The sequence below is a fragment of the Roseimicrobium gellanilyticum genome (assembly GCF_003315205.1).
Taxonomy (GTDB): domain Bacteria; phylum Verrucomicrobiota; class Verrucomicrobiia; order Verrucomicrobiales; family Verrucomicrobiaceae; genus Roseimicrobium; species Roseimicrobium gellanilyticum.
In genome coordinates, this window is the sequence record NZ_QNRR01000003.1 from 494,153 (window position 1) to 513,848 (window position 19,696).

A 19,696-nucleotide genomic window follows, 5' to 3' on the forward strand; every position below is an offset into this window, starting at 1 on the left:
ATCATGCTTTAACGCAATCGATTTTCTAATATTTATGGATAGTTTCCTAGCCTCCACTTCCAGCGCTTCAAGCCCGAGACATGAGCGGCATTCACCTCTCTCATGAATTCTTTGCCACGCACTCGTCCCTTGCATCCACCCCCATCGCTCCTATGTTGATTGCCCCTATTCTCGACATGAATCAACTCGACCAGCTCAAGCAGCATACTGTCGTTGTGGCGGATACCGGTGACTTCGAGGCCATGAAGGCCTACAAGCCCCAAGATGCCACCACGAACCCCTCCCTCATCCTGGCAGCCTCCCAGAAGGCGGAGTACAAGGCACTGGTCGACAAAGCCGTGGCAGACCACAAGGGTTCCTCCCTCAGTGGCGAGAAACTGGTAGACTCCGTAATTGACGCCATCCTGGTGAACTTCGGCCAGGAGATTCTCAAAATCGTCCCCGGTCGCGTCTCCACGGAAGTGGACGCCCACCTGTCCTTCGACACGGAAGGCACTTTGGCCAAGGCCCGTCACATCATCGACCTTTACGAGAAAGCTGGCACCGGTCGTGAGCGCATCCTCATCAAGATTGCTTCCACCTGGGAAGGCATCAAGGCAGCAGAGGTCCTTCAGAAGGAAGGCATCAACTGCAACCTCACGCTCCTTTTCTCCCTGCCCCAGGCCATCGCCTGCGCCGAAGGCGGCATCAAGCTCATCTCCCCCTTCGTGGGCCGTATCCTCGACTGGTACAAGAAGAGCACGGGCAAGGACTACGCCGCCGCGGAAGACCCCGGCGTGCAGTCCGTGACCGCCATCTACAACTACTACAAACACTTCGGCTACAAGACCGAGGTGATGGGCGCCAGTTTCCGCAACAAGGGTGAAATCACCGAACTGTGCGGCTGCGACCTGCTGACCATCAGCCCGGCATTGCTCGGCGAACTGGCAGCGGCGAACGACGCCATCACGCCGAAACTCAACGCCGAAGCGGCCAAGTCCGCGAAGCTCGACAAGGTCGAGATGAACGAAAAGACCTTCCGCTGGCTCTTCAACGAAGATCCGATGGCCGTCGACAAGACGGCTGAAGGCATCCGCAAGTTTGCCGAGGACATCGTGAAACTGCAGAAGCAGGTTGCCGCGATGCTCTAAGCTGGGTCGAAATCGTAAGATATTTCAATGCCCCATCTGGGCCGCATCCGTCTAGGGTGCGGCCCATTTTGTTGAATATTTCTTGTGAGACGTCACCAGAGGACGCAGATGCGATAAAGCCATTGCCTTCCCCCGTGAAACGGTCACAATGGAATTTCATCTGCATCGCCTCCAATGTCTGATTCCCCCGAGTCCACGCCTCCACTAGACCTGTCCGATCTTCGTCTCATGCCCAAGTGGGTGGCTGAGTTTGGGAAAGCATCGCCTTCACCGGCGGCAGACTATCCGGAAGAAGACACCCGCGGCCGTGATCGTCGCGATGGCAGAGGGCCGAGAGATCAGCAGCGTCGCAGCTTTGGTGGTGGTGGCCAGGGAGGACCTCCGCGCGGTGACCGCAGGCCTTTCGACAAACCCCGTGGCCCTGGCGGAGATTTCAACCGCGGCCCACGCCCACCGGGTGCCGGCGACCGACGTGATGATCGTCGTAGTGGTGGTGGCGGTGGCTATCGCCAGGATCGTGGAGATCGCCAGCATGGCCGTGGTGGTCGCGATGACCGCCGTGGCGGTTATGGTGACAGACCGCGCTTCGAGCAGCCGCCAGCGCCCGTGGTGGGACTCAATGTGCAGGTGGAACCTGAGGCCAAGGCCACGGAAGCCATGGCAGCGATGATTCGCACTGCGGGCAAGGCATACAGTGTCTTCGACGCTGCCCGTCTCGTGCTCGCCAGCGGGGATCGTTTTCATGTGCGCTTCAAGATGGCGCCCGATGCCGGTGCCAGGCTGTACGCCGTGCCCACCGATGGCTCGCTCTGGCTGAGCCGTGAAGAGGCGCTTGCTCATGTCATTCATGGCGACGCGATCAGCAGCTTCTACAAGGTCGAGGAGATCGAGCTCGAAGAACCCAAGGGCAACTTCACCAGCGTAGCCGTGTGCGGCATGACAGGTGAGATGCTTGGGCCGCCCAGCCATCACAGCTACCAGACCACGCTGCACAAGATCCATCGCGAGCAGTTCAGCCATCTTTCCTTTGAAGATTACAAGCGCCGTGTGCGCACAGAGAGCACTCCTGAGGCCGTGGCGAAATGGAAAGAATCCCTGAAGCATGGCCATCAGTGGACGTGGCTGAAGGGTGAAGTGGCCGAAGGAGAAGCACCCAAGACCTTCAAGACGCGCAGTGAAATGGAATCCCATTTCCGCTCCCACCATGCCGACACGCTCGTGGGTGAAGTGAGCGAAGCGACTGTCTCGGGAAACATTCCCAAAAAACTGCTCGCTCCGCAACTCTACAATCATCTCCGCCGTGCCGTGGACGAGAGCCGCAAGCATCTGCTGAGTACTGCCCAGCAGCTCTGCAGCGGATTTGAGCGCCATGGCCTGAAACTCTTCAAGCGACGTGGTGGCAAGCTCTGGGTGAGCCGCACGCGCCCGCGCCTGCTGGAAAGCAACGTGGTGCTCTCCGCCCGCATCGCAAAAATGGTGGAGATCATCAAGACTCAGCCTGGTCTTCAGGTGAAGAAGCTCATCGAGAGCGTGGCACCCTCCACGGATGCTCCTGTGACCTCGACGGCTCCCGCAGCTGAAGCTCCAGCCGCCATCACGGAAGAGCCAACGGTGAGCGAACCCGCGGTGGTAGCCGAAGCACTCGGCGCCAGCGCTGGCACAGAACTGCCGCCCATCGAGCCCGCTCCTGAATCTGCCGGTGCTGCTCCGATTGAGGCCTCTGAGGCGCCAGTCGATGCGGCAATTGCTGCCAGTGAATCTCCGGCTCCAGCCCCAGTGGTCCTTCCTGCTCCTGCTGCGGCAGCTGCGCATCACGAGTGGACCGGTGACCAACTGCACGCCCTGCAGGACCTGCACTGGCTCAATAGCGAAGGTTACGTCATTGAGTATGCCGATGGTGTGGTATTCCCCGGCGTGACTGAACCCCCGCCCCCGAAGCCGAAAGCTGCTCCGGCCAAACCCGCCGCAGGCGCACCCGCTGCGGAGTCGGCCGAAGCTGCTGAGGCACCGGTCGAAAGCGAGACCGAATCAGCATCTCCCTCTGAGGAAATCGAAACGGACCCTCACGGTGAAGCTGAAACCACGCTCATTGAGGCGGCTGCTGAAACGGAAGCGCCCGTCGAAGTCGAAGCCGCTGCCTCCGAGCCTTCGCCGGAAGCTTTGGTGGATGAACCTGCCGAAGCAGAAGAGGAAATCCAGCCCGCCGCGGCCGGCGCCGAAGAAGAGAAGTAACACCCGGAAAACAGCGAACCGCATCAGGAGAGCTTGCGCTCCAGCGCAGCCTCCATGGCACGCTCGACGAGGAGTACGGCAAGCTGCTGGGTGGCATCATCCAGCGCTTGATTCGCGGCTTTGAGCGCGCGGGCATCATGCGGCTCGGCCTGCATGACGTGACGCACGTCATGGGCCGCGATTTTGATCTTCTCCACCTCGTCCTCCGGTACGAGCCCGGCGCACTGCTCCAGCGCTTCATCCACCGCCCTCAGCAGTTCCTCACTCTTCAACCGCGCCTCTGTCCAGATACGCTCGTTCATGTCTTCAAAGGCGAAGTCCACGCTTTCCGCGATCATCTTCTCCACCTTCTCGTCATCCACATCCACGGCGGAGTTTTGAATTTCCAGCACCGTGTCCGTGTTCGTGGCGGTATCGCGCGCGAGCACTTGAAGGATGCCGTTCGCATCGATGGCGAACTGCACGCCCACACGGGCGCTGCCCTTCGCCCCCGGAGGAAACGGAACTGCAATGCGGCCCAGTTCCCAGTTGTCCTTCGCAAGCTCACGCTCTCCTTGCAGCACACGGATGAGCATCTCCTGCTGATTGGCCACCGCATTGGTGAACATCTCCCCGGCACGGCAGGGAATGGTGGAGTTGCGCGGGATGATGATGTTCATCAACCCGCCGAATGTCTCAATACCCAATGAGAGAGGCGTGACGTCCAGCAGCACCACATTCTTCAAAGCACCACTGAGGATGCCAGCCTGAATCACGGCGCCAAGCCCCACAGCTTCATCTGGATTCTGCGAGGTGTTGGGTTCGCGCCCGAAAATCTCCTGCACCACCTGCCGCACCAATGGCATGCGTGTGCTGCCACCAACGAGGATGACATCATCGAGCTCAGAGCTGGTGATATTTGCGTCCAGCAATGCCCGCTGACAATGTCGACGCGTGCGCTCGATGAGCGATCGCGCAACACTTTCGAGGTCCCTTCGCTGCACACGCGCAGAGAGATTCCCTGAAGACAGGAAGAAGGGCAGGTCCACTGTGACCTCGGACTCCGTCGAGAGCTTCTTCTTGGCATCTTCCGCCGCTACAGTGAGCCTCGCTCGTTGAGCGGCATCAAGTGATTCTGACGATGAGCCTGAGCTTTGCAGAATCCACTCGCCCAGGGCACGGTCCACATCATCACCGCCCAACTGCGTATCGCCCGTGGTAGCCAGCACCTGGAACACACCCTCGCGCATTTCGAGGATGGAGATGTCGAACGTTCCGCCGCCAAGATCGTACACGGCAATCTTCTTGTTCTCCTCCAGCTTGTCGAGACCGTAGGCGAGCGCTGCGGCGGTGGGCTCGCTTACGATGCGCTCCACCGTGAGTCCCGCCAGCTCTCCCGCACGCTTGGTTTCATTGCGCTGCGCGTCATTGAAGTAAGCGGGAACTGTGATGACGGCACGGGAGACTTCGATTTCCAAAGCACGCTCGGCGATGCCTTTCAGATGCTTGAGGATGTCACTGCTGACCTCTGCAGGCGTCCTGCCCAATGCCTTCAGATCATAGACCGGCTGCCACTCCGACTCCCCTGCCCTGCGGCCAATGAGTCGCTTCACCGAGGTGACAGTCCTCGCCGGTTCGAGCGCCCTCTGCCGCAAGGCCGCCGCCCCCACGGTCACCCGTCCGCCCGCAGCGTAGTGCACGGCGGAGGGCGTCAGGCGGGAACCTTCGGCGTCTGCGAGCAGAATGGGAAAGCCGCTGTCCACCACGCCCACAAGGGAATTGGTGGTGCCAAGGTCAATGCCGAGAATCGGGGAAGCGTTTGCCATGTCACGGCTTCCATGCCGCGCTCAAGCCGGAAGCGCAAGCGGTCAGACGAGCCGGGCCCGCTACATCAGCGCCAGCAGTCGCTCCCGGATTTGCGCTTGCCACTTAGCCAGATAGGCGAGCCGGGCCTGCGTGGCGGCGATGTCCCTCCACACGTCCCCATCCCCTGAGGCAAGGCGTTCGTCGAGAGCAGCCAGTGCTGATTCCATTGCCACCTTCTTCTCTTCGACCCCAAAGCCGATCCTCTCGAGACGCTCACGCGACGTCATTTCCTCATTGGCCAGGAGCGCCTTCGTCAGGGCTGAGGTCGCCTTGGCCTTCTTCTCCAACAGCTTCGCTGAAGCATCCAAGGCACTGCCCAGCTCCATGAATACGGACATCATCGACTCATCCAGCGGGACCGTACGCCACGCCTTCGCCTCTTCCGGCGCCGCGATCTCAATGAGGTGCTTCAACCTCTTTTCGGGAGAGCGCAGGGTCTCGTAGGCCGAATTCACTGCTGCAGCCTTTTCCTCGCTGCCCCCCTGGTCTGGATGCGCCTCACGACTGAGTGCCGCATAGGTGGACTGCAATGCGGCCGCATCAATCGCCACACTTCGCGGCATGGAGAAGATGGCATAGGCGTCGGACATCATGGTGCTGTGGCGGGGGCGCATCATTCCCGTGCCGTGCGCACGTCGCAAGCACGAGCGGGAGGATTATTCAGCAAGTACCGGTTGCCTCCGGCGGAAGCTGCCACACCTTGCACGCGAACCGCCGCTCGTGACATGTCTACGACGCATCATCCGGCGAATCCCTCGCGCAGTTCCGGACTGGTGATCGGACTGGATGTGGGATCGACCACAGTGAAGGCGGTGGTGGTGGCTCCAGATACGAGGGCAATCCTGTGGAGCGACTACAGGAGGCACGAAACGAAACAGGTCGCCACGGCAGCGCAGATGCTCTCTGAGATTTGCGAGGCCTTCCCCACTGTGACAACCGATGGCATGCACATCTTCATCACCGGCTCGGGAGGCAGTCCGCTGGTGGAGCCATTGGGAGCTACCTTTGTGCAGGAGGTCAATGCCGTCACCCTCGCTGTGGAGATGCTGCACCCCGAAGCTGGCAGCGTGATCGAACTCGGTGGACAGGATGCCAAGATCATCATCTTCCAACGCGATCCCAAAACGGGCGAGAAGCGGCCTCTCTGCTCCATGAACGACAAATGCGCGAGCGGTACGGGCGCGACAATCGACAAATGCATACTCAAGGCAGGCCTGCCCCGTGAGCAATTGGCCGGCTTGCGATTCGATGCCACGAAGCTTCACAAGGTAGCCGCAAAGTGTGGCGTCTTTGCAGAGACAGACATTGTAAACCTCATCAAGTCCGGCATTCCCGCACCGGAGGTGGTGTGCTCACTGGCCGATGCCATCGTAAATCAGAATCTCTCGGTACTTACACGTGGGAACACGCTGCTTCCGCAGGTGATTCTCTTGGGTGGACCGAACACCTACCTGCCATTTCTCCAAGACTGCTGGAGGCTGCGCATTCCAGAAACATGGACGCAGCGCGGCATGAGACCTCCGTTGACCGATTCCATCGAAGACGTCATCGTGGTGCCTGACAATGCACAGTACTACGCAGCTTATGGCGCGGTGTTGTATGGCCTGGACCTGCCCGAGGGAACGGGACGATTCCGCGGCATGGCGGCCTTGAGAGAATTTGCCTCATCAAAGGAATCAGCAGCCTCCTCCCGGCAGTCTGGCGCCAGATTGGTTCACAGCGAGAGGGAGGTCCGTGAGTTCCGCAGAGAGTACGCGGTTCCGAAATTTGAGCGCACGACCTTCGTCCCCGGTGAAACGGTCCGTGCCGTGATCGGGCTCGACGGTGGTTCCACGTCCTCCAAGGCCGTGCTCGTCAGTCAATCTGGCGAAGTGCTCGCCAAGTCCTACCGCCTCTCGAAGGGCAACCCCATCGAAGATTTCCGCAATCTGCTGACTGACTTGAACACTCAAGTGGAACAGCAAGGTGCGCAACTCGAAGTGCTCGGCTTCGGCGCCACAGGCTATGCGGCCGATGTCCTGGAGACCGTGGCAGGGGCCGATGTGAACATCGTCGAAACCGTCGCACACATGCTGAGTGCGCGACACTTTTTCGGCGAGATCGATGTCATCTGCGATGTCGGAGGACAGGACATCAAGGTGTTAATGATGCAGAACGGTGACATCAGCGACTTCCGCCTCTCCAATCAATGCTCGGCGGGCAATGGCATGCTGCTGCAGGCGATGGCCGATCAGTTTGGCGTACCTCTGCGTGAGTATGCGGATACCGCCTTCGCAGCGAAGGGTGCTCCGGTGTTCAGCTATGGCTGTGCGGTCTTCCTCGACAGCGATCGTGTGAATTTCCAGAAGGAAGGGTACCACCGCGAGGAATTGCTGGCCGGACTCGCGATGGTATTGCCAAAGAACATCTGGCAATACGTGGTACAGATTCCCAGACTCGCCTCACTGGGCACACGCTTCGTCCTTCAGGGTGGCACCCAATACAACCTTGCAGCCGTGAAGGCGCAGGTGGACTACATCAAAGAACGTGTGCCTGGGGCCGAAGTGCATGTGCATCCGTATTGTGGCGAAGCAGGCGCCATCGGAGCCGCCATTGAGGTATTGCGCGTGGTGAAGCGCAAGGGAGGCACCAGTTTCATTGGAATGAGGCAGTCCATGGGCATTGCCTACACCACACGCAATGATGAGAAGACACGCTGCAACTTCTGCCGCAATCATTGCTCGCGCACTTTTGTGGATGCCCAGGCACCGGATGGACGCAACAGCCGCTACATCTCGGGCTTCTCCTGCGAGAAGGGTACCGTGGAATCCAAGGATGCCATGCTCGCGCTCGTGAAGAAACGCAACGCCCTGAAGGAGGAACATCTCAATCTGCTGGAATACGAGGCGCGTGTCGTTTTTCAATCGGTGTACAAGCCAAAGACATTACCGGACGAGGGCTCACCGCTGCCCGCCAGAGAAGTCGCGAAAGCGTGGTGGCCGTTCTCGGCCAAGCGCAACGCCCGCTCATTCCAACGCTCGAACACCGCAGCCGCAGAGCGTCGTCAACACCTGCGCATTGGCATCCCACGTGTGTTGAACCTCTACACGACAGCACCGCTCTTCCGCGCGTACTTCGAGGCGCTCGGCATTCCCTCCAGGAACATCTGCTTCTCACCTCCCACGTCAGAAGAGATGTATTTGGAAGGCGCCCGTTACGGTTCGGTGGATCCTTGCTATCCTTCAAAGGTGGTGCAGGCGCATCTGCATCACTTGCTCTTCAAGGCACACCAGCCGCCGGAATCATCGCTCGACTACATCTTCTTTCCCAGCATCACCCATCTACCCACCTTCGTCTCGCCGGTCATGGACTCAGCCTCGTGTCCTATTGTGGCGGGCACACCGAATGTAATGAAGGCGGCTTTCACCAAGGAGCAGCACTATTTTGCAGCGAGGGGAACCGAATACATCGACAGCGCAGTGACGCTTGAAGAGCCCGCCTATTTCAAGCGTCAGATGTTCGAGATGTGGGGTGAGCGCCTCGGCATCACCGAGGACGAAAGTGATTTTGCGGTTGATGAAGGATGGGAGGCCCTGCGCCAAATCAACTTGGAACTGGAGCGGCGGGGACTGGAAGTGCTTGAGAAAGCAGAACGCGAAAACAAAATCGTCCTCCTTGTGCTGGCACGTCCCTATCATGCCGATCCCGGGATGAATCACGGACTGCTCGAGGAATTCCAGGCGCTGGGCTATCCGGTATTGACCATCCGATCCATCCCCAAGGAACCCGCGTGGCTTTCGCGATGGTTCAGAGAAGATCTCGAATCTGGAAGAATCAGCAATCCTCTCGATATCCGCGACGTGTGGCCCGAGAACTACTCCACGAACAGTGTGCAGAAGGTGTGGGCTGCAAAATTCGCCGCACGTCATCCGCATGTGGCTGTGCTGGATCTTTCCAGTTTCAAATGTGGTCACGACGCTCCGACCTACGGATTGATCAGCGACATCATCGCCGCCAGTAAGACACCGTATCTGGCGATGCACGATCTAGATGCCAACAAGCCGGCGGGGTCGCAGAAAATTCGCGTCAAGACCTACGCTTACACGCTGCGACGCCATCAGGAGATGTTGGAGGACCGTGCAGCGCGTTTCGACGAACTGCAGCAGCGCCTTGCCGAGCGCCGCAACCAGCTCATGGCTCGGCGCAAAGAAACCCTGGAACGCCAGTATGATGTCGCACGCGCAGACATGGACTGCGCATTCCATCGCTACCTTGAGGAAGAGGAGTCCGTGTTCGGCATCAGGACCGCAGACCTTTCGAAGGAGTATCCCGCTTCCCCACCCCAGTTCGACCGGACCGCGGACATCGCGCCTCAGCCTCCACGTGTGGACTTCCTCACCCGTACGGCCCAATCAGGAGCCAGCTGTCGTGGTGGGTGCTCCGGCTGTGGAACCGGATGCTCCCCGAAACCACAACTCGCGCCTTCGCTCAACTTCATCGATTGATCTCATGGCCACCACGAATGCTTCACGCACGGATGTCCCCACGCTCGCGGAGATCGAGGAGGAGATGAAAAGCTTCGAGATCGCAGAACGCAAGCGCCTCGGTCTCGAAGAGCGACCCGCAACTCAATGGCACGACCCAAACCCGCAAATCTTCACGAAGGCGCAGCGAGCCCACACCACCATCCTGCTTGGTGGTCTCACCATTGCACAGGATGCGTTCGTGAGAGCTGGACTTGAGGGCATCGGCTACCAAATCGAAGTGCTTCCCTGCCCCGACACGAAAGCTCTGCACCTGGGCAAGGAGTTCGGCAATCGTGGCCAGTGCAATCCCACCTACTTCACCGTGGGCAATCTCATCAAGCGTCTCGTTTCCCTGCGTGATGAAGACAAGCTACCTGTGCCGGAGATCGTAAGTCGTTATGTGTTCATGACGGCTGGTGCGTGTGGTCCGTGCCGCTTCGGCACCTATGCCACGGAATATCGCAAGGCCCTGCGTGACGCGGGTTTCGAGGGGTTCCGCGTACTGCTCTTCCAGCAGCAGGGGGGCTTCAAGCAGGCAACGGGGAGTGATGTTGGCCTGGAGTTGACTCCCAGGTTCTTCATGCAAATCGTGAAGGCCATCGTCGCTGGCGATGTGCTTAATGCCATCGGATATCGCATCCGCCCCTACGAAGTGACCAAGGGCGATACCGATGCCGCACTGGAACGCTGCAAGGACATCATGTGCGAAGCGCTCCGGACAAGAAAATCATCCCTGCTGGCCCTGCGTCGCTGCCGCAAGGAACTGGAACGCATCCCAGTCGACCGCCTCCAGGCAAAACCCAAGGTGATGATCATTGGCGAGTTTTGGGCCATGACCACTGAAGGTGACGGCAACTACCATCTGCAGCGATTCCTTGAGCAGGAAGGCGCCGAGGTGGAAGTGCAGGCCGTGAGCGCCTGGCTGCTCTACATGATCTGGCAGGGGCAGCGGGACACCAGGCGCCGGCTGGAACTGAAGGAAAAGGACGAAGCAGGCAAAGGCCTCGCAAAGCGGAACGCGCCCAAACTACTTCGCAGGCTGTGGGCAGCAGACTGCGCATTGCGCTTCATTTTCCAGACGGCAGCACACTGTATCGGGCTTAAGGGTTTTCATCTTCCCGACATGGAAGAGGTCGCCTCACTGGCACAACCCCACTACGACGTCGAGCTTCGTGGAGGTGAAGGTCACATGGAAGTGGGCAAGCTCATTGAGGCCACGCGGAGCCATCGTGCCCACATGATTGTTTCTGTAAAACCCTTTGGCTGCATGCCCAGCTCGGGTGTGTCTGATGGCATCCAGTCACTGGTAGCTACACGCCATCCGGAAATCATCTTCTGCCCCGTGGAAACCACCGGTGACGGTGCGGTGAATTTTCAGAGCCGGGTGCTCATGTGCCTTTTCCGCGCACGACGCAAAGCACGCGAAGAGTATGACATCGCCCTGAAGAAGCGCGGCCTGACAGCGGAAGAGGCCCTCGTAAAGTGCCGCAGTGGAAGGCATCCCTTTGCGCACGCTCCCCATGTCACCGCAGGCTCGGCCGCAAATATGGTGCTCGCCATGCGCTGACCGTCCTGTCTATCGCTTAGCTCGCGAGCCACTGTCTCAGCACCAGCGCGCCACCGGCGCCAAGCGCCAGTGCGCCGGCCACGATCTGATTGATGCGCCACCTGCCCATGATGACATCCGGTCGCTCACGCAACGGTTCCAGGAAAAACCTTCCCACACCGTACCAGGCTAGCACACCCAGCGCGTAGCTTCCGGGTAGGTAGCTCTTCGTCCAGAGCAGTAGAAATAGCACACCTCCAAGAAGCCACCAGGCCATCTCCATGAACTGGACAGGAATGCGCCGCTTCCGGATGCACTGGATGTCGTGCAGGTGCACCCCCAGCGGACTCTGCGTTTCCCGTCCGACACAGCAGCCATTGAACACACACCCCAGTCGCACCCAAAAACCTCCCGCGAGAATTCCCGCCCCCAGGTGATCCCAAAAGGCTGCCGCGGGCACTCTCAGCAGCCACGCAACAACAAAGGTCATGGGCACGAGAGTCAGGAGAGCACCAAAGACACTCCAGCCGCCGCGACTTCCATCCCAAAGAGACTTCCTTCCTGCCTCGCCCCGATATTGCTCCGCATGTACCAGCAGATGATACACCCTGGCTCCAAAAAGACCCGCCAGAGCACACGAGAGCGCACCAAGTCCCACACGCAGTGGAGAGAGACCTGAGTGCTGCGCGAGCGCCCCACACGCGAGCGTGCCCATGTACAGTCCCACGCAGAGGAAGATCTTGTAGGAATTCACCCAATGCCCCGCGATCTTGAAGTAGCGGGGAAAGGCCTCGTGCATCACAGGATGCTCCACGCGGTCACTCATACCGGACCTCCTTTCATCACCGTCAACAGACACATCACCAGCCCGATGCCTCCAATGGTGATGGCCACATCCGCGAGATTGAAAGCTGGCCAGAATCGCAGACAGATATAGTCACAAATGACGCCACGGCGGGTGACCTCGATGGCATGACTAAGAGCTCCTCCAAGGAGCAGTCCAGCATACATGCCGCCCGCTGGCATGAGCAGAGTTCCGATGGTCAGAGCCAGGGCTGACAGCATCCACACACCCCAGATCAATCCCGAGCGTGGCGCATCATGAATGCGGGACAGCCAAATCCTGCCAGATACAAGCCGCAAGCATCCCAGCGCACCCAGGGGCACACTGCGTGCAGCAAGGACACTCCCCAGCCACGCCTTCACCCCATGGTCCACCACAGGCACAGCAAGGAGGATGGCAATCAACGCAAACATGACAGAATCACTCGGAAGCACCTACGGGCTCGGACTCGACGACCTCGTATGATCGTGGATGATCGTCATGCATCGCAACACCAAATTGTGCCTGCTCCACCGTTCCCTCGGGATTCACCTCGACTGTCGTCGGCCAGCAGCGGACTCCGTACTTCCTCGCCTGACGCTGCTCTGAGTCTTGCACCACAGTGAAGGTGAGGCCCAGCTGGCGGCGGATCTCCTCCATTTTTTTCACGTCCTTGCCCCCATGGAAGGAAATGATGGTGGGCGCATCTTTCCCGCCCTTCTCGTGAAGTTTTTGCAATCTCTCCAGCTCGGCGAGGGAAGGTGCTGACCAGGATTGCCAGAAATTGAGAAATAGCGTCTGACCTCTCATCCGATGCAGTGCAAAGCTCTGCTTCTCGGAATCTCGGAATGCTACATCCGGCGCCGTGCATCCCGTCTCCACGGCAAGACTCAGTGGCTGCACACGTGGTGGCCCAGCTGAAACCAGATGCTTCTCCAAGGCAGCGGCCATCTCCCCGGCATCGACATGTCCTTCAGCCTTCCATACGAACTCACGACGGGCGTTGATAAGGTAGTAGGATGGACGTTTGGAAAGTCCAAACGTGCGCCCCCACCCACCTTCATCGTCTTCTGCCAGTTGGAGTGACACAGGAAGTTTGGCCTCATCCATGCCCAGCTTGCCTGCCAGCTCCTTTTTGGTGCTGTCAAACGCCCCGGAAGGCAACACTACAATCACCTGCAACGCGACATTGCGAAGCTTCATCTTGCCGAAAGCGTCGCGCAGAATCTGCAAGGGTCGTTCCGAAGGCCAATCCGCGAAATACACCAAAGTGTTCTGTCCTGGTGCCATCTTCTGCGGACGATCGGTTTGCACAGACACATGCCCTGCGATGGCCTGACGCAGCACTGCATCATCCGCAATATCCGGCATCCAAATCGGGACCGTGACCGGCTCCCACCATGAGGGCACGTCCAGTACAATATCTGGTGCGGGTGCAATGCACGTGGTACCGCCCGTGACATTCCTCGTCTGCCCATTGGCCAGAATCTGCGTACCCTCCAGACGGAGACATACATGACTGATGCTCGTGATGCCTGGAGGCTTGGGGAAGACAAAGCGGTGCATCTCCGTGGCTGTGCGCGTCACGCCATTCCAGATGCTGGGAGGAAAGTCCGGATACTCCACCCACGACCATACATGGCGAAGGATGCGCCCTCCCGGAATCCAGCTCTTCAACGCCGTAAATGCCGTGCGATGCTCTGTCTCACCGATCTCGACAATGGGATTGAGCCTCCCCGGACCTCCTATGTCTCCACGCACGATGACCCCATCCACGGTGGTCTCAACTCCGCTGTATCGCACGGTTGATGCACTGTCGAAATTCCTCAAGCCACTGACCAGCTTGCTTCTCGCGTCATTGAACACCGCCTCCACCGAGTCCTCATTGGCATCGAGCGCCTTGTCGATCTCTGAACGCACAATGTTCGTCGAAGTTCCGCTGGGGATGAACCAGGACTCATCCACATCTGGGTCGCCAATACGTCGCAGACTCGCGACCTGAGTACTCGTATTGAGCCGTATGGTGATGGCTTGCTTGAAGCTTACAAATCCGTTCGGTGCCCACCACGTGCCTGTCTCCACCTCCACACGACCTGAAATCTCGATGGATCCGGCCTTGAAAGTCAAGGTGGGGCCACTGGAGAAGCGCAGCTTGTAAGTGACGGACACACCCACGCCCCAGTGCTCAATGCGGAGCGTGATACTGCGCGCAGCGACTGACGCACGGATGGCATCTATATCGATGAGTCCCTGCACATACTCCTTTCTCACCGCAAACGCGAATCCACTGGAGCCAACAAAGGAAGCATTGATGGGCTGCACTCCCGATGCCGGAGCTCCCGCACCAGACAGCTGCAGTGGCAACGCCAGCACCTGCCCCACCACACCAATCCCCTTGAACTGGGAGAATGGGAAACCTGCGGGCAAATCCACCGGAAGCGTATCGATACCTTCGCGCACGACTTTCCGAATCTGTGCCGCCAGCACACCGGCCTCAGCGGCACTAAGGCCGCTGGCGGGATCAGCAATGAACCGGATCTTGGAATCCTGGTTGGACGCTTTGACGAAGAGCCGCGTCTTTCCTTGATACGGTTGGGTCCTGATCTCAAAGGTTGCCTGCACCTCTCCATGCACAGGCTTGGGCAGCTCCCCGGTGTTGTCGTCGGGATAGTAGTGCGCTCTGGCAAAGGCATGAAGAATGACCTCTGACGACGAACCTTGGGGAAAGCTCACCTGCAGGGTGGAAATCTGGATGCGCGCCCTTCCCCGGATCACTTCAGGCGGAATCTCGATCACCTCAATGTTGTCCAAGTCTGCAAAGATGTCCTTGAACTTGCCTGCCACGCCTGGTGGGGAGGTGCTCACGAACTGATCCTTGAGATCCTTGATGGGGCGCGGTCCCTTTTCCTGCTGGAACTCAAACACCCAGTCACCAAAGTCGAGCACATGATCTGGAAACCTCCGTGGCGGATCACCAAGACGCGTGTCCACGCTGTGGAGCAGCTTGAGAGGCGCATTCTCGTAGGCGCCGTTCTGGTGCAGGGTGGCGAGCAGTCCGTTGATCTGCCTTACCGAGATTTCCACCACCGCTTCGTAGTCTCCTGTCAGGTTGTTGGCCATATCATGCGACGTCTATGGTTTCGATGAGATAGATGGTGTCGGACACCACATAGGGCTGCGCTCCGGGATTGGCAGCGTTGGGAATACGATCCGCCACCGCTGCTTCGGCCGTAGCGCCTTTCACGAAGCAAGTCGCCTGTGACGCGGGAACGAAACTCTGATTGCGAACAGTTCCCTGGGTGGAATTGATATCGAAGATCACCAGCAGCGGTCTGGAAGGGTCCAGGGTGTATTGCACCACGGGCAGTGGTAGAGACATGCCTTGGGGTACGGACACCGCCGTTGCCACCATGGTCAGGTCACCCGCTGAGTCATACGGATTACCAACAGCAGCCGGCTGTGAAATGTAGACCCTGTCCAAGACGAGGCTTCCTGAGTTTGGTCCCCTTACCGTGATAAACACATGGAATCCCCCAGCCGCCAGCACGGCCGGCTCGAGTCGCTGCGCGAGACAAAAGCCCTCCACAAGAGTTTGATCCATCGACAGGCTGGAAGTAAAGCAGCGCACCGGTGGCAGCGTCGTGGCGGACACCTCCGAGGACGGATCTGTATCAAACCCACCATAGAGGGCACGCACCTGGAAGCGATACAGCGTACTTGGGAGCAGCCGCTCAGCCCGGGCGCTCGTGACATCTGACATCAAGGTGACCGGGACTGTTTCCTGCTCTTTGAAGACATCCACTTCGAACGTCACTCCTGCCACCGCCTCGTGGGTCCACGTGAGGGCCACGAACCCCGGCCCCACTTCGGTGACCGTCACATCGGCAGGGATGCTGGGAAAGTATCCCCTGGCTTCGAAGCTGCAGCCGGCATAGCCCCACAGCAGCACTACGGGCACGATGATGAAGGGAACGAGCAGAACTAGAAGTGTCCATTCCATGGTATTGGTTGGTTGAATGGTGGTCGAATGTGACGCGCAATAATGCTGGCGCAGGAGCGGCTCACCCCACGTCGATGCGCCGCACGAGATAAATGCTCGGTGAAGGGTTGTAAGGTGGTGCGCCGGGATTGGCAGCTGACGGGAGGCGATCCTGCACACCGGCCTCCGCTGTCGCGAGTTTGAAGAACATGGAGGCATCTGTGCCCGGCACGGGATTGAGATGGCGGACATTCCCCATTCCAGGCTCTGTGCTGATATCGAAGGCCACCAGCAGTGGAATGGTTTGATCCAACCCGAATTCCACAATATTCAACTCCTTGACCTCGCCTGCTGCGATGGAAACCCCCGTGGCGACTTCCTTCAGATCCATCGCAGAGTCATATGCATTTCCAGAGGCCGCCGCATGCGAGATGGTCACGCGATCAATGAGCAGGTTCCCCACAGTAGAACCCTGCAACACCAACCTTACCTTGGTGCCACTGCGAAAGAGTCTCACGGGCTCGATGCGCTGAACAATGCAGAAGCCACCGAGGTTTGCCTGATCGCCCGTCAAGGTGGCGCTGAATGCAGGTTCGAAGTCGAGCGTTGTTCCGGAAGCCCTTTCTGAGGGCGGCGTTTCTTCTTGTGGGTTTTCCCTGGGGGCAGCGGTGATCTCGTATGTGTACTCGGAATTGTGCAGGAGATCGCTGTTGTCGACATACTCGGTCTCCTCCGTTTCGAAAACGGCTTCCGTCCCCGGTGTTACGCGGTAGATCCTGAATAGAGAGGGGTATCCCTGCGAATTCACCCAGGTGATTTTGATTTCGCTCACACTGATCCCCATGGCCTTTACATTGGTGGGAGTACGGGGCTTGATCTCATGCAGACCGAACACCACATCGCAGCCTGCGAAACCACCCAGCAGGATGATAGGCGCCACTATCAGGGGGACCAGCAACAGCAACAGAATCCACTCAACCGTCATAGGGCCTCCTTGGGTGTAGCTTTTCCAGCAGGTTCCATTTCCCGTTCTGGCACGAGGCCAAAGGTGGCTTCGCGTAGTGCGCCATCACGCCCAATCCGCACAGCAGTCGGCCAGCAGCGCACACCGAACATGCGCGCAATGCGATGCTCCCCGTCTTGTGTCAGAAGGAAGCGGGCGCCCGATTCCCTAGAGGCCTCATGGATGGCCTCCGGGTCCGGACCACCGTGCACCGCGATGATCTCCAGTTTCTCGCCGTCTTTCCCGCCGTCAGCATGGAGACGCTGGCATCTCTGCAATTCCTTGCGACAAGGCGACGACCATGACTGCCAGAAGAGCAGCAACACCTCTCTTCCCCTGAACCGATGCAAGGCATGCACGGTACCATGCTGATCTTCGAACTCAAAATCAGGCACCGCTGCTCCACGCTGCAGTGCCAGTGACAGTGGCTTGAACGCTGGTGCCAACGCAGGAGTCAGGTGATACTGCAGCACCTGCACCATCTCATCGAGATTGCCTTCCTGCTCTTGCTTCCACACGAATTCACCACGAGCATTCAGCAAGAAGGTCGCGGGAACATCGCCTGCGGCGAACGTCCGGCTCCATCCACCGTCCATGTCTTCCGCAAGCTCCACGGAAACGGGAAAGTCCCCCTCCAACTCCCTGAGTCGGGACTCGATTTCACGATAACTGGCCCGCTGGAATGTCCCGGCAGGAAGCACCCAGACGACGGACAGCGGATGAATTCTGTTTCCAGTCGCCTGAAGCGCTTTTTGGATCACTCGCATGGGGGTCTCGACTTCCAGCGAGGCGAATCTTACAAGTGTATTGATTCCACGACCTGCTGATGGTCCTCTCTCCCCGAGGACATTCACATAACCGGCAATGATCTCCTCAAGAAACTGCTCAGGAGGTCGCGGCAGCCAGATGGGCAGGTAGACAATCTCCCACCATGGCGGCTGCACGAGGATGGGTTCGCGCTCGCTGACCTGGCACGTTCGCCCCGCAACGATAGGTTGTTCCACTCCATTCGCATCAAGCTGGGTTCCTTCTATTTTGAGGCAGACGCGACTCAGTGACTGGGCCTCCGCAGGTTTCGTCAGCAGGAAGCGGTGCTCCTCCACCCTCTGTTTCACTTCACCGAACCACGGAATCTGATGTTCCTTCACCCATGTCCAGATGAAACGGTCAACCCTCCCTCCGGGTATCCAGCTATGCAGCGCAGAGAAGCTCTTGCCATCAGGCGTCTCACGCACGTCCACAATAGGCGCATAATGGTAGCGCGTGGTCACGGAGCCGCGGATGACGATACCATGAGGTGTGATCTCAACTGCATCAAACCTTGCCTCTGCAGAATCATCGAAGGACTTCAGTCCGCCATTGAATCTCGCACGGATGCTGGCGAACGTGGCGTTGACTTGGGGTGATGCAGACGCAAGGGCATTGGCAATGGCGGACTTCACCGCGCCCACGGCAGTGTTGTGTGAGATGAACCAGGACTCGTCCACTACGGGATCACCCGCGGCCTTCAGTGTCACCGTCTGCGTGGGCGCATGCAGTTCCAACGTGACCGACTGTTTGAAACTTACGAACCCATTGGGCAGAGCGGATGAAGTCGTCAGCGCCACATTCCCTGAGATCTCGATCGTGCCGGCTTTCCATGCCAGGGCAGGACCCGAACTGAAGCTCGCGTGATATGTCCCGGAGACAAAGAGGATGGTGACGTTGATGCGGAAGGCGCTGAGAGACGCCTTGACCGAGTCCATCAATGGCGCGAGCAGCGCTCCGATGTGATCCTTGCTCACCGCGATGGCGTATTCACTTCCACCCAGGAACAGATTTTGAATCGTGCCCAATCCCGCCGAAGGCGCCACGCCACCAGACATCTGCATGGGCAGCGCGATGGCATCTCCCATCCCCTTGAATGCAGCAAACGGGAAATCTTGGGAAATGACAAGGTCCAGGGGCCTCAGCTTGCCTCGCACCAATTTGCGGAGCTCTCCTGAAATCTTGTCTGACTCCGCAGCGCTCGTGCTCGTGCCAGCATGACGCTCGAAGTAAACTTTCGAATCACTTCCAGAAGGGGTCACCTTCAGGACCCTCTGCCCCTGCGGATTGGTGGCCGGAGACACCTCGTACGCGATATTCACATCGCCATGAATGGGATCGGGCAGAGTAGCGGTGCCCGGCGCAGGCAGATATCTTGCGCGTATGGAGGCCCTCACCATCACCTCGGAGTCGGCTCGCGGCCCCAGGGAGATTGTGGGAGATGACACCTGGACTTCCACCTTTCCGTGAAGATCACTCTGCATGATGAGCCCGGGAATGGATTCCTGGATGGCAATGATCGCTTCTGAGAGTCTGCTGGCCACGCCTGGAGCCGCGACCTTCACCGCATTCTCCCGATAGACCTTAAAGGTGCCGCTGTCCTGCCAGAGCTTCTGCCCCGCAATCCACGTATGCAGTCCCCCGATGCCAGGAGACGGTCCAGGCTCGGTGGTCCCCTGTCCAATCATGTATGCAATGACGTGTGGCAGGGAGGGCGAACGCTGCGGGATATCGCCATTCTGATGGAGAGTGGCCAGCAGACCATTCACCTGACGGACGCTGACCTGCAGCACCGCTTCGTAATCGCCTGTAAGTTCGTTCGCCAT

Annotated in this window: 12 protein-coding genes; 4 read left to right on the top strand and 8 right to left on the bottom strand. The window is 58.9% G+C overall.

What is annotated here, in order from left to right:
• Positions 1 to 176: 176 nt before the first annotated feature.
• Together tal and DES53_RS11970 are read left to right on the top strand one after the other, a co-directional pair.
• The gene (gene tal, locus DES53_RS11965; protein WP_113958604.1) at positions 177 to 1,130 is read left to right on the top strand and encodes a transaldolase; all 954 of its coding nucleotides are present in this window, start codon (positions 177 to 179) and stop codon (positions 1,128 to 1,130) included.
• Positions 1,131 to 1,304: 174 nt separating this feature from the next.
• Positions 1,305 to 3,362, top strand: a complete 2,058-nt coding sequence (locus DES53_RS11970; protein ID WP_113958493.1) for a hypothetical protein — start codon at positions 1,305 to 1,307, stop codon at positions 3,360 to 3,362.
• A gap of 23 nt (positions 3,363 to 3,385) precedes the next feature.
• Here DES53_RS11970 and DES53_RS11975 read toward each other — a convergent pair whose 3' ends face one another.
• Entirely contained in the window at positions 3,386 to 5,167 is a 1,782-nt protein-coding gene (locus tag DES53_RS11975) for an Hsp70 family protein (RefSeq protein WP_113958494.1), read from the bottom strand.
• A 60-nt stretch (positions 5,168 to 5,227) separates the two neighbouring features.
• Positions 5,228 to 5,800: a DnaJ domain-containing protein gene (locus tag DES53_RS11980; RefSeq protein WP_147263366.1), complete on the bottom strand. Its 573-nt coding sequence runs from the start codon at positions 5,798 to 5,800 to the stop codon at positions 5,228 to 5,230.
• 132 nt (positions 5,801 to 5,932) lie between these two features.
• Here DES53_RS11980 and DES53_RS11985 point away from each other — a divergent pair, with 132 nt between their 5' ends.
• Together DES53_RS11985 and DES53_RS11990 are read left to right on the top strand one after the other, a co-directional pair.
• Positions 5,933 to 9,691 carry a BadF/BadG/BcrA/BcrD ATPase family protein gene (locus tag DES53_RS11985; protein WP_113958496.1) on the top strand — a complete coding sequence of 1,253 codons (3,759 nt, stop codon included), beginning with the start codon at positions 5,933 to 5,935 and terminating at the stop codon, positions 9,689 to 9,691.
• Between the two features lie 4 nt (positions 9,692 to 9,695).
• Positions 9,696 to 11,279: a 2-hydroxyglutaryl-CoA dehydratase gene (locus tag DES53_RS11990; RefSeq protein ID WP_113958497.1), complete on the top strand. Its 1,584-nt coding sequence runs from the start codon at positions 9,696 to 9,698 to the stop codon at positions 11,277 to 11,279.
• Between the two features lie 16 nt (positions 11,280 to 11,295).
• On the opposite strand, the gene DES53_RS11995 is transcribed toward DES53_RS11990, so the two are convergent.
• From DES53_RS11995 to DES53_RS12015, 6 genes are all read right to left on the bottom strand, one after another.
• Positions 11,296 to 12,084 (bottom strand): prolipoprotein diacylglyceryl transferase, encoded by a 789-nt coding sequence (locus DES53_RS11995; RefSeq protein WP_113958498.1) that lies wholly within the window; start codon positions 12,082 to 12,084, stop codon positions 11,296 to 11,298.
• Entirely contained in the window at positions 12,081 to 12,515 is a 435-nt protein-coding gene (locus DES53_RS12000; RefSeq protein WP_113958499.1) for a signal peptidase II, read from the bottom strand. Before DES53_RS12000 ends, DES53_RS11995 begins: the two co-directional genes overlap by 4 nt.
• 7 nt (positions 12,516 to 12,522) lie before the next feature.
• Positions 12,523 to 15,201: a redoxin domain-containing protein gene (locus DES53_RS12005; protein WP_113958500.1), complete on the bottom strand. Its 2,679-nt coding sequence runs from the start codon at positions 15,199 to 15,201 to the stop codon at positions 12,523 to 12,525.
• Position 15,202: 1 nt separating this feature from the next.
• On the bottom strand, positions 15,203 to 16,081 hold the full coding sequence (locus tag DES53_RS12010; RefSeq protein WP_170157047.1) for a fibronectin type III domain-containing protein: 879 nt from the start codon (positions 16,079 to 16,081) through the stop codon (positions 15,203 to 15,205).
• A gap of 61 nt (positions 16,082 to 16,142) precedes the next feature.
• Complete coding sequence (locus DES53_RS32945) at positions 16,143 to 17,045, bottom strand: fibronectin type III domain-containing protein (protein WP_170157048.1); 903 nt, start codon at positions 17,043 to 17,045, stop codon at positions 16,143 to 16,145.
• Positions 17,042 to 19,696 carry a peroxiredoxin family protein gene (locus DES53_RS12015; RefSeq protein WP_113958502.1) on the bottom strand — a complete coding sequence of 885 codons (2,655 nt, stop codon included), beginning with the start codon at positions 19,694 to 19,696 and terminating at the stop codon, positions 17,042 to 17,044. The genes DES53_RS32945 and DES53_RS12015 overlap by 4 nt, the downstream gene beginning before the upstream one ends.